Source organism: Ascidiimonas aurantiaca (assembly GCF_037646345.1).
In the GTDB taxonomy this organism is placed as follows: Bacteria; Bacteroidota; Bacteroidia; order Flavobacteriales; family Flavobacteriaceae; genus Ascidiimonas; species Ascidiimonas aurantiaca.
Genome location: NZ_JBBEWR010000008.1, coordinates 44,422 through 58,825, shown reverse-complemented (window position 1 = coordinate 58,825; position 14,404 = coordinate 44,422). Strand labels below are relative to the sequence as shown.

17 protein-coding genes are annotated in these 14,404 nt (G+C 38.8%); 2 read left to right on the top strand and 15 right to left on the bottom strand.

Features of this window, described 5'->3' with window-relative positions; translation table 11 throughout:
• Nucleotides 1–51: 51 nt before the first annotated feature.
• Nucleotides 52–915 (bottom strand): hydroxymethylglutaryl-CoA lyase, encoded by an 864-nt coding sequence (locus WAO84_RS09675; protein ID WP_340065412.1) that lies wholly within the window; start codon nucleotides 913–915, stop codon nucleotides 52–54.
• Nucleotides 903–1,568, bottom strand: coding sequence for an HAD family hydrolase (locus tag WAO84_RS09670; protein ID WP_340065411.1), 666 nt, complete (start codon nucleotides 1,566–1,568; stop codon nucleotides 903–905). Before WAO84_RS09670 ends, WAO84_RS09675 begins: the two co-directional genes overlap by 13 nt.
• A gap of 81 nt (nucleotides 1,569–1,649) precedes the next feature.
• Between WAO84_RS09670 and WAO84_RS09665 the strand changes: the two genes are divergently transcribed.
• Nucleotides 1,650–2,198, top strand: a complete 549-nt coding sequence (locus WAO84_RS09665) for a GNAT family N-acetyltransferase (protein WP_340065410.1) — start codon at nucleotides 1,650–1,652, stop codon at nucleotides 2,196–2,198.
• On the opposite strand, the gene rimO is transcribed toward WAO84_RS09665, so the two are convergent.
• From rimO to WAO84_RS09605, 12 genes are all read right to left on the bottom strand, one after another.
• Nucleotides 2,177–3,481 (bottom strand): 30S ribosomal protein S12 methylthiotransferase RimO, encoded by a 1,305-nt coding sequence (gene rimO, locus WAO84_RS09660; RefSeq protein ID WP_340065409.1) that lies wholly within the window; start codon nucleotides 3,479–3,481, stop codon nucleotides 2,177–2,179. The genes WAO84_RS09665 and rimO overlap by 22 nt on opposite strands.
• A gap of 121 nt (nucleotides 3,482–3,602) precedes the next feature.
• Nucleotides 3,603–3,875 carry a hypothetical protein gene (locus WAO84_RS09655; protein WP_340065408.1) on the bottom strand — a complete coding sequence of 91 codons (273 nt, stop codon included), beginning with the start codon at nucleotides 3,873–3,875 and terminating at the stop codon, nucleotides 3,603–3,605.
• 14 nt (nucleotides 3,876–3,889) lie between these two features.
• Complete coding sequence (locus tag WAO84_RS09650; RefSeq protein WP_340065407.1) at nucleotides 3,890–5,536, bottom strand: amidase family protein; 1,647 nt, start codon at nucleotides 5,534–5,536, stop codon at nucleotides 3,890–3,892.
• Between the two features lie 15 nt (nucleotides 5,537–5,551).
• Nucleotides 5,552–6,556, bottom strand: a complete 1,005-nt coding sequence (locus tag WAO84_RS09645) for an alpha/beta hydrolase (protein WP_340065406.1) — start codon at nucleotides 6,554–6,556, stop codon at nucleotides 5,552–5,554.
• A gap of 236 nt (nucleotides 6,557–6,792) precedes the next feature.
• Nucleotides 6,793–7,746 (bottom strand): signal recognition particle-docking protein FtsY, encoded by a 954-nt coding sequence (gene ftsY, locus WAO84_RS09640; RefSeq protein ID WP_340065405.1) that lies wholly within the window; start codon nucleotides 7,744–7,746, stop codon nucleotides 6,793–6,795.
• A gap of 117 nt (nucleotides 7,747–7,863) precedes the next feature.
• Entirely contained in the window at nucleotides 7,864–8,016 is a 153-nt protein-coding gene (locus WAO84_RS09635) for a DUF4295 domain-containing protein (protein ID WP_340065404.1), read from the bottom strand.
• Nucleotides 8,017–8,025: 9 nt separating this feature from the next.
• Complete coding sequence (rpmG, locus tag WAO84_RS09630) at nucleotides 8,026–8,208, bottom strand: 50S ribosomal protein L33 (RefSeq protein ID WP_340065402.1); 183 nt, start codon at nucleotides 8,206–8,208, stop codon at nucleotides 8,026–8,028.
• 28 nt (nucleotides 8,209–8,236) lie between these two features.
• Nucleotides 8,237–8,473, bottom strand: a complete 237-nt coding sequence (gene rpmB / locus WAO84_RS09625; protein WP_340065401.1) for a 50S ribosomal protein L28 — start codon at nucleotides 8,471–8,473, stop codon at nucleotides 8,237–8,239.
• 76 nt (nucleotides 8,474–8,549) lie between these two features.
• The gene (locus WAO84_RS09620) at nucleotides 8,550–9,797 is read right to left on the bottom strand and encodes a competence/damage-inducible protein A (RefSeq protein ID WP_340065400.1); all 1,248 of its coding nucleotides are present in this window, start codon (nucleotides 9,795–9,797) and stop codon (nucleotides 8,550–8,552) included.
• 4 nt (nucleotides 9,798–9,801) lie between these two features.
• Nucleotides 9,802–10,140 (bottom strand): Hpt domain-containing protein, encoded by a 339-nt coding sequence (locus tag WAO84_RS09615; protein ID WP_340065398.1) that lies wholly within the window; start codon nucleotides 10,138–10,140, stop codon nucleotides 9,802–9,804.
• Nucleotides 10,141–10,142: 2 nt separating this feature from the next.
• The gene (locus WAO84_RS09610; RefSeq protein WP_340065397.1) at nucleotides 10,143–10,754 is read right to left on the bottom strand and encodes a fumarylacetoacetate hydrolase family protein; all 612 of its coding nucleotides are present in this window, start codon (nucleotides 10,752–10,754) and stop codon (nucleotides 10,143–10,145) included.
• A 29-nt stretch (nucleotides 10,755–10,783) separates the two neighbouring features.
• Nucleotides 10,784–11,560, bottom strand: a complete 777-nt coding sequence (locus tag WAO84_RS09605; RefSeq protein ID WP_340065396.1) for a 3'-5' exonuclease — start codon at nucleotides 11,558–11,560, stop codon at nucleotides 10,784–10,786.
• A 944-nt stretch (nucleotides 11,561–12,504) separates the two neighbouring features.
• On the opposite strand from WAO84_RS09605, the gene WAO84_RS09600 reads away from it, so the two are divergent.
• Nucleotides 12,505–12,948 (top strand): BLUF domain-containing protein, encoded by a 444-nt coding sequence (locus WAO84_RS09600; RefSeq protein ID WP_340065395.1) that lies wholly within the window; start codon nucleotides 12,505–12,507, stop codon nucleotides 12,946–12,948.
• Between the two features lie 78 nt (nucleotides 12,949–13,026).
• On the opposite strand, the gene WAO84_RS09595 is transcribed toward WAO84_RS09600, so the two are convergent.
• Entirely contained in the window at nucleotides 13,027–14,352 is a 1,326-nt protein-coding gene (locus WAO84_RS09595; protein WP_340065394.1) for a dihydrolipoamide acetyltransferase family protein, read from the bottom strand.
• Nucleotides 14,353–14,404: the final 52 nt, after the last annotated feature.

The window sequence follows — 14,404 nt, the reverse complement described above, 5'->3', positions numbered from 1 at the left end:
AACAACCAAAACCGGCTTTTAAAGTCGGTTTTTTTATGGTATCAGATAAAATTAATGATACCTGCCGAAAATTTTGCTAGCCTCATTGTAAGCGCTCTCAAAACTCATGGCATGTAACCCGGTATCTGCTTTTTCAACATTCATATAAGATAACAGTTTTTCTGTAGGCATATTCCCGGTAAGCTCGTCTTTGGCCATAGGGCATCCGCCAAACCCCTGAATAGCACCATCAAATCTTCTGCATCCGGCTTTAAAAGCAGCATCTATCTTTTCATGCCAGGTACCAAGGGTTGTGTGTAAGTGGGCTCCAAACTCTATTTCAGGGTATTTCGGAACAAGATTTTTAAAAAGATAGGTAATGATCTCCGGAGTAGAACTTCCTATGGTATCAGAAAGGGATAATATTCTAACCCCCATAGCTGATAGTCTTTCGGTCCATTCTCCTACAATTTCTACATTCCAGGGATCTCCGTAAGGGTTTCCGAATCCCATGGAAAGATAGGCTACCACTTCTTTATCAGAAGCATGGGCTATAGCCAGTATCTCTTTAAGTACTTCTATACTTTGCGCAATGGTTTTATGTGTATTACGCATTTGAAAATTCTCAGATATGGAAAAAGGATATCCCAGATAAGTGATCTCGGGATGCCTGGAAGCATCTTGTGCTCCTCTTACATTGGCAATAATCGCCAGTAATTTACTTTTTGTGAAAGACAGGTCCAGTTGTGAAAGCACCTGAGCCGTATCTGCCATTTGTGGGATGGCTTTAGGAGAAACAAAACTTCCAAAATCTACCGTATCAAAACCTACTCTTAATATAGATTGTATATAGCGTACTTTTTCTTCCGTTGGAATAAAATCTTTAATGCCCTGCATTGCATCTCTGGGACATTCAATAATTTTTACTTTTTGCATGTGTACATTTCTTTAAGTCGTTGTGCAGAAATGCAAGAGAAACTATCTATCACCATAACCGCGTTGGAAAGATCCTGTTTCCCGGAATTAGGATGAATGTAGCCAACAGATCGCATTCCGGCGGAAGTAGCGGCACATACTCCATTATAACTATCTTCTATTACCAGAAATTCTTCAGGCGGGAGACCATACCTTCTCGCTACTTCCAGAAAAATATCCGGGTGTGGTTTTCCCTGGCTTACATGCTCACGGCTTACCAGGTGATCGAAATACGATACTATTTTTAATTTCTCTACAAAGGTATTTATTACTTTTACAGGTGACGAGGAGCCTAACGATAACCGGAAGTTATGGGCCGCAAGTTCCTCAATTAAATCTAAAACATAAGGCATGGGCGTAACATCTGCCGAAGGAAGTGCTTCATACAATAGTTTTTTATGAAAAGAAATATACCAGTCAGGGGACTTATCCAAATCAAAATCGTCTATAAGCTTAGACCACAATTGCAGGTCTCCCATTCCTACTAAAGTAGTATAATAGGGCTTGTCGATACGGATGCCTATGCGGTCACAAACCGATTGTAGCACACTTTGATGAAACGGCTCACTGTCAACCAAAACACCATCCATGTCAAAAATGAGGTGATACTGCATAAAAACTAAGTTTTTCCAAAGATAATCATCAAAAACCGTATCAAATAATGTTAACTTGCAATTCCTTTTAAACCCCTGAAAATGAAAATCTTTGAAACTCCCAGATTATTGGTCAGGGTATTGACCCGGAAGGACGAGCCTTTTTTTCATGAGATGGAAAGTAACCCGGAAGTCATGAAATACACGGGGTCTGAACCAAAAGATCGTGATACCAACCGAAAAGAACTCGAAGATCTGATTAGCCGGTATTCTGAGGCTGCGAATAACTTTTATGTATGGGCCATCACAATGCAAAAAGATACATTTGTAGGCACGGTAGCCTTTATAAAAAACACGCATGGCGAATGGGAAATAGGATACCGTTTATTGGAATCTCACTGGGGAAAAGGATATGGTACTGAAATTACTAAAGGATTGCTTGACTTTGTTTTTGATAACAATAAGGCAGAAGAGGTAGTAGCTTATGTAAATAAAGAAAATAAAGCTTCCTCCAAGATTCTCATGAAGTTTATGACACTCAAATCTGAGTTTTGGAACCCCCATGAAAATTGCTATGATCAAAAATTCGTTTTGACCCGCAAAAAATGGGAGCAATTCTGCACTAAAAATTATTCTACCGGTTCTCCGTAAAGGTCAAAATCAGAAGCAGATGTAATCTTGACACTGGTAAAATCTCCTACCTTTACATAGTGTTTAGCGGCATCAATAAGCACTTCATTATCTACATCGGGTGAATCAAATTCAGTACGGCCAACAAAATATCCTCCTTCTTTACGATCTATGATACAGGTAAATGTATGCCCTATTTTTTGCTGATTAAGCTCCCAGGAGATCTGAGACTGGATATCCATGATCTCTGCGGCTCTCTGCTGCTTAATATCCTCGGGCACATCGTCTTCTAAGTTAAAAGCATGCGTGTTCTCTTCATGACTGTAGGTAAAACATCCCAGACGCTCAAACTTCATTTCTTGCACCCAGCTTTTTAAGGTTTGGAAATCTTCTTCTGTTTCTCCGGGGTAACCCACAATAAGAGTTGTACGAATAGCCATATCAGGAACGGCCTTCCTGAATTCTCTGAGCAGTTTAGTTGTTTTTTCTTTAGTGGTCCCTCTGCGCATGGATTTTAATACAGGGTCTGCGATATGTTGTAATGGGATATCTATATAATTACAAACCTTAGGCTCTTCTTTTATTACTTCGAGTACATCCATAGGAAATCCTGTCGGAAAGGCATAATGCAAACGTATCCATTCAATGCCTTCTACTTTAACCAGTTCTTTTAAAAGTGCCGCCAGGTTTCTTTTTTTATAGAGATCCAGGCCGTAATATGTAAGGTCCTGGGCTATCAAAATTAGTTCTTTAACCCCTTTTGCCGCCAGTTTCTCTGCTTCTACTACCAGCTCTTCTACAGGCTTACTGCGATGCTTCCCTCTCATTAGCGGGATTGCACAAAATGAACAGGGGCGGTCACACCCTTCAGATATTTTTAGATACGCATAATTCTTCGGGGTTGTTGTAAGGCGCTCTCCTATAAGTTCATGTTTGTAGTCAGCTCCCAGTGTTTTTAATAGAACAGGCAGGTCTGTTGTACCAAAATACTGATCTACATCTGGTATTTCTTTTTGAAGATCGGGCTTATATCGCTCACTGAGGCATCCGGTAACAAACACCTTATCTACTTCTCCCTTCTCTTTTTTGTCAACATATTCTAATATAGTATTTATACTCTCTTCTTTTGCATTGGCAATAAAGCCACAGGTGTTGATCACTACAATATTGCCTTCCTTTTCATGTACAACTTCCTTTCCACTGGCGCGTAATTGCCCCATCAATACCTCTGAATCATATACGTTTTTTGAGCAACCCAGTGTTACTACATTTATGGTATTTTTCTTAAGTGATTTGGTTCTCATATACCTGTTACTGTTTGAGCGCGTAAAAATACAACCTAAAAAGAGAACGCTAAAGGTTTTACAGGGGTTTTATACATTGTACTTTCTGTATTCACGATCTCAAAGCCTTCCTTTCAAAATATTAGAAGTTTTCGTATAAGTATGAAATGAGTCGGGACTCGTATATACGAAGAAGCACAATTATTAATATCCCCGCGATGGCGTAGGGCCAGTTATATTTTTTTTTGATCATGAAAAATGCCGCCAGACCTCCTGTAACCGCTAATAGCAATATTACAACTATATTGGGTAGAAACCACATTCCGGAAAAAACACCATAAACTTTTACGCCTATGTAAAAAAGACAATAATAAAAGATGATCTTGGTAATGATCACCAAGTTTCGGTATGACATACGATTTGTAAATTTTAGTTATATGATGGAGGTATTTTTCGTGCCCTGGTACTTTTTTCAAAAGCAAACCCTATGCTGAGAAGGGAATTTTCTGAAAAAGGTTTACCTATAAAGGTAAGGTTAGCGGGTTCACCACTGCTTTTATATCCCATAGGCACTGTAAGGCATGGGTACTGAGCTACTGCTGCAAAAGATGCATGGTAGTTGTTAATGGATAAAACCGCATCCAAATGATGCGCGTTCATCATTGTGTCAAAGAAATGCCTGCCATTTTTCATTAACCTTTCTTTAATGATTTCCAGTTGCTCCAGAGTTGTACTATCCATCGTAATACGGTCAAAAACCCCCTGCCCATAAGGCATTCGTAATACACTATCTTTTAGGTTAAACGAAACCAACTCGTCAACTGAATTGTATTTTGAAGAGGTTTTGGCGTGTGCAGCCATATAAGCCGGCAGGTCGTGTTTCATGTCTATATTCAACAAGGTAAGAAATCCGTCCAGATCTACTTCTTCCGGTTCAAATTCGATAACTTCTGCTCCTTTTGCTTTTATTTTCTCTATGGCGCTCAGGTATAATGTATCTTTTAACAAAGGGGTAAGTACCCCAAAACGTTTTCCTTCTAAAGAAGCATTTGCAAAACCTTCGGTATATTGCATATCATTTGCTACTGAGGCTGGATCAGAAGGATCTTTACCTGTCATGGCCTGTAACAGAATAGCATTATCTATTACACTTTTAGTCATGGGGCCCGGAGTATCTAATGTTCCTGATATGGGTACAATACCTGTTCTGCTCAGTAAGCCGATAGTAGGTTTTAAACCCACCACAGAGTTTTGACTGGAAGGAGATAGTATAGAGCCTGAAGTTTCAGTACCAATGGCAGCTACGGCATAATTGGCTGCTACCGCTACTCCACTTCCTGAACTCGAACCCCCGGTTTCAAATTGTTTACGCCCATACGGGTTTAAGGTTTGCCCTCCCATAGCGCTATACCCCAGTGGACAACCATTACAAAAATAATATGCCCATTCACTCAGGTTGAGTTTACCTAATATAATAGCTCCCTCTTCTTTGAGACGGGCTGTTATAAACGCATCTTCTGCATAGTTATCTTTAAGGGCATACGCTCCTGCAGTGGTGGCCATTCCTGAAGTGCCAATATTATCTTTTAACAAAATAGGGATGCCATACAGTGAATATTTCACATCTTCGGCTTTTTGACGTTCATAGCTCCTTGCCTGCTTAAGCACGTCGGGGTTTATGGAAATAAGTGCATTTAACGACTTTTCATTATCACTTTCAAACTTGCGAATACGGTATAGATAAAAAAGCGTAAGCTCTTCATAGGAAAACACGCCTTCACTAACTGATTGTTGGATGGAAGGGATGTTTTGTTCCAAAATATATGGTTTTAACTCTTCGTATCGGGTCTCAAAACCAGAGAGTTCTTTTTCGAAAGGCTGCCAAAGTTCATTCTTATCAAGTACTTTAGAGTTAAGTAATTTGAAACGCATTCGCGCTAATTCATGTTCCTTTTGTTCTGTTAGTTCAGTAGTTTCATCATAAGGTTGCCATACTACTTTTTCAATGACCGCAGAAGGCTCTTTTTTACAGGCAAGAGTTAAACAGATCAGGGAGAGGAGGATGATTCTTTTCATAAATTTTATATATAATTATAACGGTTTTAAACCTAGTATTTCTTCTATAAAAATACAAGTTTCTTTTTGTACAGATTTCAGGTCTTTGGAAACTACATGACTGGCAAGTACATGATTCCCTGCTTCGGGAAATGCTTTTTTTCTCTTTAAATGTGACGGTGTGCCCAGTTGTGAATACATTTCAAGCATGGCCGGAACAGAAACCACCTGGTCATGGGTTGCCTCATCTTTATAAAAATACCCCATAAAAACGGGTCTGGTTACGCTTTGAAAGGTGTCATGGGTCATGGTCTTTTGTGTTAATACCTGCAAATGAGTAAGCGCTTCGAGTCTGTATTTGGTGGTCCAGTATTTTCTTTTTAATTCGTTGGCCTCATAGGTATGATAGCGGCTACCCGTTACCCATCTGGCTAGTTGAAGCCCCCATGGGCGGGATAACCATTTTGCATTGGGGTCATACACTTTTATGTTAGGGGAATAGAGTAGCAACCCGGCTACATCCGGGTCATCACCTGCAAGATACAGTGCCATAGAAGCTCCCGTGGAAGTGGCCAGTACTATAACCTTATTCCCCAGCTTTTTTGCCACTGCCAGGGCTTCTTTAACAGAGTTCATATATTCAGAAGCTGTTAAATACAACATGTTTTCAGTTTCTTCGATACCATGCCCTGCAAGACGCGGGAGGTATAGGTTGCAACCGTAACGACGGGCTATAGATTCATGAACGGGCGCTCCTTCTTCACTACTGGCAGACCAACCGTGCAGATAAATAATAGCATAAGGTGTTTTTGCTTTGCTACTGTCTTTCCACACAATTCGGGAAGCATTTCCCGGTTTAAGGTTGCTTATCCCGGCCTCTCGCTTTAAGATCTTGTTTTCAAGTAAGGAAAGGTCACTTTCTACTTCTGGTAGAATACGTTCCATAACAGGGCTTTCAACCTGAGGTCCCAAGATATACACTCCCATTACCAGCACTGCAAAAATGACAGAAATAAAAACAACCTTCTTTAAAAGTTTCATTTTAAAACGTTTTCTTCACAATTGTATTTGTTTTTCATTTTTAACTGGTATCATACTCCCAAAAAAATTCACAAACCCGGTACCTGATATTTTGATCATGAATGACATACGAAAAGTGGTTTCCTGTGCATACAGAAAACAAATTATTCAGCTTTTTCTTAAAGATATATAATCCTAAAGAAAAAACCTCAAAAAAGTGATTTTTGAGGTTTTTTACAAGTATTTTAACAGACTGCTTATTTGAAGAAAGAATCTACAAATTCATATTTATTGAAAACCTGAAGGTCGTCAATACCTTCACCCACGCCTATATATTTTACGGGAATATTGAACTGGTCTGAAATTCCGATGACCACCCCTCCTTTTGCTGTACCATCCAGTTTAGTAACAGCCAGTGAAGTGACCTCGGTAGCTTTGGTAAACTGTTTGGCCTGCTCAAAAGCATTTTGCCCGGTAGAACCATCCAGCACCAGAAGTACATCATGAGGGGCATCGGGCACTACTTTCTGCATTACTCTTTTCACCTTAGAAAGTTCATTCATCAGATTTACCTTGTTATGTAATCTCCCAGCCGTATCGATCAATACCACATCAGCATTCTGAGCATTTGCCGAAGTAAGGGTATCAAAAGCTACTGAGGCCGGGTCACTTCCCATTTGTTGCTTTACAATAGGTACTTGTACGCGATCTGCCCAAATTTGTAACTGGTCTATTGCTGCAGCACGAAACGTATCGGCTGCTCCCAATATTACATTTTTCCCCTGCTTTTTAAACTGATGTGCCAACTTGCCAATTGTGGTGGTTTTACCAACGCCATTTACCCCTACCACCATAATTACATACGGTTTTTTATTTTCAGGTATGGCGAAATCAGTTTCTTCACCTGTGTGGGTCTCAGACAACAACCCTGCAATTTCTTCTCTTAAAATAGAGTTCAACTCGTCTGTGCCGAGGTACTTATCCCGGGATACTCTTTCTTCAATACGCTCAATGATCTTAAGAGTGGTATTCACTCCTACATCACTGCTTACCAATATCTCCTCGAGGTTATCGAGTACCTCATCGTCCACCTTCGATTTTCCTGCTACTGCTTTACCTAACTTAGAAAAAAAACTGGACTTTGATTTTTCAAGACCTTTATCAAGTGTTTCCTTTTTTTGGGAGGAAAATATTTTTTTGAACAAACTCATTATAAAATTACTTTAGGGCCATACAGCAGCCACTTTTCTTAATATCTTTCAAAGATAAAAAACAAAAGCTACTTTCCGTGGGAAAGTAGCTTTTTGAATATATTCGTTAGTAAGCTCTTATTTCTTGCTAAACCAATCATTTACCGCGTCAGGAGACATGACGGATTCTACAAAAGTATATGCTCCGGTCTTGGGAGACTTAACCATTTTAATGGCTTTTGTCAATCTCTTTGAAGAGGATTGCAGCGTTGCTACGGTTTTCTTTGCCATGACTCAATATTATTTAATTTCCTTATGAACAGTCATTTTTTTCAAAATAGGATTGAATTTTTTGATCTCAAGCCTATCGGGTGTATTTTTTTTATTTTTGGTAGTGATGTAACGTGACGTCCCAGGCATACCCGAATCTTTGTGTTCCGTACACTCCAAAATTACCTGTATTCTATTCCCTTTTTTTGCCATTTTGCCTAAATTTTCGGATTACCGGATATTATTTAATGTAACCTTTTTCCTTAGCCTCTTTGAGTACAGCAGCTATTCCTTTCTTGTTTATAGTTTTTATTGCCGAAGTGGAAACTTTTAAAGTTACCCAACGATCTTCTTCCGGAATATAAAAACGCTTTTTGGTGAGATTTGCATGGAATTTTCTCTTGGTCTTATTCATAGCATGAGAAACGTTATTTCCCACCATTGCCTTCTTTCCGGTAAGCTCACAAACTCTAGACATTGCTTTTGATTTTTTTGTTATTTCAAAACAGGGTGCAAATTAACGAAATTTTTACCTGACTGACAAAAAAGAATTCTCAATTTTTTAAAATTTCTTTTTGTAGTAATTCCAAAGATTTATGCACTGCTTTACGTATTACTTTTTCGCGGTGATTTCCCAGCTTGGTTTTTACTGAAAACACGCCACTGGGGCCGGCTATGGCTATATAAACCGTGCCAACCTCTGCATCTGAATCTCCTTTGGAAGGGCCTGCATTTCCGGTAGTGGCTATTGCATAATCAGAATTCAAGAGTTTCTGCACCCCCAGGGCCATAGCTTCTGCCACTTCGGCACTCACTACCGAAAATGAATCAATAAGTGATTTGGGAACTCCCAATATTTCTGTTTTTACACGTGTAGCATAACATACAACACTCCCTACAAAATATGCTGAAGATCCGGGAATGGAAGTTATGGCTTCTGCTATACTCCCTCCGGTACAGCTCTCGGCGGTAGAAAGTGTAAGGTCTTTTTTAGCAAGAAGCTTTCCCACGATCTCTTCTAAAACCCCTTCTTCTTCAAAGCCATATATGATGTCGCCAATTAATGGATATAGAGCCCTTACCTGCTGGTTTACAGCACTTTCCAGTGCTTTTAGATCCAAGCCTTTTGCGGTAAGCCGTAAACGCACTTTTCCCAGGTTAGGAAGATAGGCCAGCTTAATAAACGGCGGGAGCTCTTCTGCCCATTGCTCAATTTTTTGAGCAATGGCACTTTCTCCAAGTCCGTAGGTTAATATGGTTTTATGATAAATAAATGGTGTACGGAATTTTTTATGCAAACGGGGAATTACTTCATGCTCCATAAGTGCTTTCATTTCATAAGGCACTCCTGGCAATGAAACAAAAACGGTATTTCCGCTTTCTATCCACATACCGGGGGCGGTACCAAAACGGTTTTTTAGAACTACTGCCCTGGAAGGAACCAGCGCCTGATCCCGGTTTTGATCTGTAATAGGTGTATTTACATATTTCTCAAAGAGGTATTCAATATGCTTTAACACTTCTTCATTACGCACCAGTTTATCGTTAAAATACTCGCATATGGCCGTTTTGGTGACATCATCTTTAGTAGGCCCCAGTCCGCCTGTAATCACAACGATATCAACTCTATATTCGGCATCTTCAAGTGCCTGAATAATATGTGACCTGTCATCCTGAACTGAGGTTATTTGATATATGGAAATCCCGGCTTTGTTAAAGAGGTTTGCAATAAAGGCAGAATTTGTGTCCACTATCTGCCCAATGAGAATTTCATCGCCAACAGTAATGATCTCAGCAAACATAATCTTAAAGCCCGAAGTTATCTTTTAACTGCACTATAGCCTTGTTTATGGATTCTTCTACGGAGGGGAAAAGCTCATTTATAACTTTCATATCTTTTCCGTTTTTGCCCTCTGTTTCAATTTGCAGGACTTTAATACGTACTTCTTCCATACCCATAAGATCCACATTAGGTTTAATTTTATGAGCATGTTGGTAAATGTCACTAAAAGTTTCAGCCTGAACAGCATTTTTAAGACTTGCCAGATCCTGCGGTGTTTCTTCCAGAAACACACTTATTACGGATAGTATGAAATCTTCATCTCCTCCGGAAAGCTCGGTTAGTTTATCTAAGTTATAAAGCATTGTTATTTTGTATATAGGGCAAAAAGTTTATGATCTTCTAAAAAGCCTTCAAGGTAATCATTAACAACGACTTTACCAACACCAGCAGGTGTTCCGGTAAATATGACATCGCCTGTTTTTAATGTGAAATACTGTGAGATATATGAGATAAGCTCATCTATTTTCCACAACATAAATTGTGTGTTTCCATTCTGGACCAACTGCCCGTTTTTTTTAAGGCTAAAGCTTATATTATTCAAATCTGTGAATTGTTGTTTTGGCAACCATTGGCCAATAACCGCAGAACCGTCAAATGCTTTTGATTTCTCCCAGGGCAATCCTTTTTCTTTTAACTTACTCTGCAGATCTCTGGCAGTAAAATCTATCCCCAAACCAATTTCATTATAATAGGTTCCTGCAAATTTAGTTTCTATGTGTTTTCCGGGTCTTGTAATTTTTACCAGTACTTCCACTTCATAATGAACATCGCTTGAAAAGTCTGGAATATAAAAATCCTGATCATTTTGTAATACAGATGTATCCGGTTTTAAAAAAAGTACAGGATCACTTGGTTTTTCATTAGCAAGTTCTTTTATATGATCTGTATAATTACGGCCTACACAAATAATTTTCATGAAAGTTATCTTAAAATACCTGGAATATATCAGGAAAGTTTATTATTGAGTTTTCTAAGTTTTATCCCGGTCAGTACTTTTTTGGTGTACAAAGGAAAATCAGCATTTATTAGCCAGCCAAAGTATCCGGGTTCTTCATCCAGCACTTTCTCTACTTTTTTCCCTTTATGTTTTCCAAAGGAAAAAACCTCACTGCCTTCTTTGTCATATACAATAAATCCTGCAAAATCTGCAGCATTTTTGCGGTTTGTAAAATCGGAAAGGAATTTTATATCATTTTCCAACTCATTATACCTTTCCAGTTGCGCTTTAAGTACTTCATAGGTTGCCATCGTATCGGCTTCTGCACTATGGGCATCTTTCAGGTCTTTTTGGCAATAAAACTGGTAAGCTGCACCAAGTGTTCTTTTTTCCATTTTATGAAAAATGGTTTGAACATCTACCGATACCCGATTTTTCATATCAAAATCAATATCAGCTCTCAGCATTTCTTCAGCCAAAAGCGGGATATCAAAACGATCTGAATTATATCCTGCAAGGTCACTGTCTTTGATCATGTTATACACCTGTCTCGACAAATCTTTAAAGGTGGGTTCATTTGCCACTTTTTCATTAGTAATACCATGAACGGCAGTAGCATATTCGGGAATAGACACTCCAGGGTTAACTAACCATGTTTTGCTTTCTTTATTACCATTGGGGTAGAGTTTCAAAATAGATATCTCTACAATACGGTCTTTTGCCACATCGGTACCTGTTGTTTCAAGGTCGAAAAAGCAAATGGGCCTGGTGAGCTTTAATTCCATGGTCACTGTTTTTCTAAAAGAGGTGTAAATATACACATTGCTGAGAGAAACCTAGTAAGAAAATGAAAGGCTTCATGGTAATACTTTTAAATATTAGCAAGAGACCTCTTCAAAGACCCTTGTTTTAGTGATCTGTAAGGTATAATAATTTTCTTTTTAAGGGCCCTAAAAAAGTTTTGTCTCTTAGAGTGTAGTAGTATAACCGTTGCAGAGTACTTTTTTATAAATGGTAAGAGTAATAACTGCTTCTCCTTCTGTAAGAGTGTGCCATATTTTGTGAATGCGCTACAGGCACGGCAAGATCCTTTTCCCTGTGAAACATCTACCATGCTGTTTTGTATATATTTGCCGTCAGGGCAGCATACGCTCCCTCACAAATAGCAATTGCCGTGGCAAATCTGTCGGGGGTGCTTCTTACAATTTTAAAAATTCCCATATCTTTCTGTAGAGAGTCCGCAAGGATATACATGAGAAATTGCAAAGGGGGGGCATGATCGCTACCTTTTTCTCCCGATCTTTATAAAAATAGCAGCAACGTATATTTTGTTTTCAAATCGTAGTTTTTGGGTAATAAAGCACGATACGGTATTTGTAGTTCGCTACCTGAAAGCATTTTTTTCTCAACGTTGTTAAAGATGTTATACCATTTCCTGCGACATTAACGTGTTCATATTGATCAGAGCCATTGAATAATAATGCTGCTTTTAAAACAAAGCTTCACAACTCTAATTTACCAAAAGCTATACTTTGTTTTATACCAGGAAAAATGAGAATAAAAATCTGTTTTAACCTTATTATTAGTTCTTTACTGTAAAAAAAATGTAAAAAAAAATTACCTTTTCTATTTTTTTGTATAACTTGTATATACTTACCTACTACTTTGTAATTGATTTAGTGATTACCCCCCAACAAGGCTAAAGTTCATTAATTATGTTTCATTAATTATGATATACTACCTTTGTTACATCAGTACAGCAAACATTGATTTCAATGATCATATGCTGCAGGAACTACTTATTAAAAGCAGAAAAAATAATCACGACCTAAATATCACCGGCGTATTATTACATCACGAAAGCAGCTTTATTCAATATCTGGAAGGCGACAAGCACAAGGTAAAAGCACTCTTCGAGAGTATTAAAAAAGATCTCCGGCACCATTCGGTTTATAAAATAGCCAGCGGCACTTCACGAGAGAGAAAGTTTATCAACTGGAGTATGGGCTTTCAATACCTTACAAGAGAAAATATACTGGATATTACAGGGTACAAATCTTTCGATTCCAAGACCCTTGAACAGGAGTTTCCCTTAGGCGATAAACATCCCGGAATTGTTTTACTGCGTTCGTTTATGAAAAGTACGCTCAATAATTTTAATACGACACTTTAATTGAGTTTAGCTTAAAAAAGACATCCCGGTTTTCAAAATCTAAACCGGGATGTCTTTTTTATATATACGCTCAAATTTTCACAACTCTCTGTTAATATCCCAGGATTCGAGATAATCTGCTACTTTTTTGACAAACATTCCGCCCAAAGCACCATTTACTACCCGGTGGTCATAACTGTGCGATAAGAACATTTTGTGCCGTATCCCTATAAAATCGCCTTCGGGAGTTTCTATAACGGCCGGTACTTTTCTAATACCGCCTAATGCGAGTATGCCTACCTGAGGCTGATTAATAATAGGCGTTCCAAAAACACTTCCAAAAGTACCTACATTCGTAACCGTATAAGTACCTCCCTGGATCTCATCGGGTTTTAATTGATTCATTCTGGCTCTGTTAGCAAGGTCATTTACTTTCTTGGCCAGCCCTACTAAGTTTAACTGGTCTGCATTTTTTATTACCGGCACAATTAAATTGCCATCTGGTAATGCGGCAGCCATACCCAAATTAATATTTTTACGCTTTATGATACGGTCACCATCTACTGAAATGTTCATCATAGGAAATTCACGAAGGGCTTTCGCTATTGCTTCCATGAAGATGGGGGTAAAAGTAAGTTTTTCACCTTCTTTTTGTTCAAACTCTCGTTTTTTAACCGTTCTCCATTTCACAACATTGGTAACATCTGCTTCTACAAAGCTTTGCACGTGGGCCGATGTATGAACGCTTTCATGCATGTGGTGCGCGATAAGCTTACCCATACGGGTCATTTCAATAATTTCATCCTCCCTGTTAACAGAAACAGGAACCGGTTTCTTAGGTGATTGAGGTTGTGAAACAGCTTTAGGGGAAGTTACTTCCGTAACCGCATGAGGTTCGGGTGCTACTCCCCTGTTTTTAACATAAGCTAAAATATCATTTTTAGTAACTCTTCCTTCTTTTCCGGTACCCTGAATACTTTCCAGTTCCGACATACTAATACCTTCTTCTTTGGCAATATTTTTTACCAGAGGAGAATAAAAGCGTCCGGAGGTATCATGGCTTGCAACCGCAACCGGTGCTGCGACTTCTTTTGCTACCTGAACGGTTTCTTCTACCGAATTTATAGCACTGGCAGCTTCCTGCAACGGCGCCTCTTCTTTGGTTTCAGTCGCTCCTCCTTCACCTTCCGTTTCAATAATTGCCAGCACCTCTCCTACTTTCACCACATCATCTACTTCAAAAAGCTTTTCCACAAGAACCCCTTCTACTTCACTGGGTACTTCAGAATCAACTTTATCTGTTGCTATTTCCAAAACGGCTTCATCCATCTCTATGGTATCTCCAATGTTCTTGAGCCAGGAAGTAACAGTCGCCTCGGCAACACTCTCTCCCATTTTTGGTAATTTCAATTCAAACTTTGCCATATTTATAATAAGAATATGATTTTCAATTATGAGATTGCGAAATTAATTAAAA

Excerpts from the sequence above, each read along its gene's own strand:
- WAO84_RS09675 (WP_340065412.1), bottom strand. The coding sequence starts at position 915 with ATGCAAAAAGTAAAAATTATTGAATGTCCCAGAGATGCAATGCAGGGC.
- WAO84_RS09670 (WP_340065411.1), bottom strand. The coding sequence starts at position 1,568 with ATGCAGTATCACCTCATTTTTGACATGGATGGTGTTTTGGTTGACAGT.
- WAO84_RS09665 (WP_340065410.1), top strand. The coding sequence starts at position 1,650 with ATGAAAATCTTTGAAACTCCCAGATTATTGGTCAGGGTATTGACCCGG.
- rimO (WP_340065409.1), bottom strand. The coding sequence starts at position 3,481 with ATGAGAACCAAATCACTTAAGAAAAATACCATAAATGTAGTAACACTG.
- WAO84_RS09655 (WP_340065408.1), bottom strand. The coding sequence starts at position 3,875 with ATGTCATACCGAAACTTGGTGATCATTACCAAGATCATCTTTTATTAT.
- WAO84_RS09650 (WP_340065407.1), bottom strand. The coding sequence starts at position 5,536 with ATGAAAAGAATCATCCTCCTCTCCCTGATCTGTTTAACTCTTGCCTGT.
- WAO84_RS09645 (WP_340065406.1), bottom strand. The coding sequence starts at position 6,556 with ATGAAACTTTTAAAGAAGGTTGTTTTTATTTCTGTCATTTTTGCAGTG.
- ftsY (WP_340065405.1), bottom strand. The coding sequence starts at position 7,746 with ATGAGTTTGTTCAAAAAAATATTTTCCTCCCAAAAAAAGGAAACACTT.
- WAO84_RS09635 (WP_340065404.1), bottom strand. The coding sequence starts at position 8,016 with ATGGCAAAGAAAACCGTAGCAACGCTGCAATCCTCTTCAAAGAGATTG.
- rpmG (WP_340065402.1), bottom strand. The coding sequence starts at position 8,208 with ATGGCAAAAAAAGGGAATAGAATACAGGTAATTTTGGAGTGTACGGAA.
- rpmB (WP_340065401.1), bottom strand. The coding sequence starts at position 8,473 with ATGTCTAGAGTTTGTGAGCTTACCGGAAAGAAGGCAATGGTGGGAAAT.
- WAO84_RS09620 (WP_340065400.1), bottom strand. The coding sequence starts at position 9,797 with ATGTTTGCTGAGATCATTACTGTTGGCGATGAAATTCTCATTGGGCAG.
- WAO84_RS09615 (WP_340065398.1), bottom strand. The coding sequence starts at position 10,140 with ATGCTTTATAACTTAGATAAACTAACCGAGCTTTCCGGAGGAGATGAA.
- WAO84_RS09610 (WP_340065397.1), bottom strand. The coding sequence starts at position 10,754 with ATGAAAATTATTTGTGTAGGCCGTAATTATACAGATCATATAAAAGAA.
- WAO84_RS09605 (WP_340065396.1), bottom strand. The coding sequence starts at position 11,560 with ATGGAATTAAAGCTCACCAGGCCCATTTGCTTTTTCGACCTTGAAACA.
- WAO84_RS09600 (WP_340065395.1), top strand. The coding sequence starts at position 12,505 with ATGATATACTACCTTTGTTACATCAGTACAGCAAACATTGATTTCAAT.
- WAO84_RS09595 (WP_340065394.1), bottom strand. The coding sequence starts at position 14,352 with ATGGCAAAGTTTGAATTGAAATTACCAAAAATGGGAGAGAGTGTTGCC.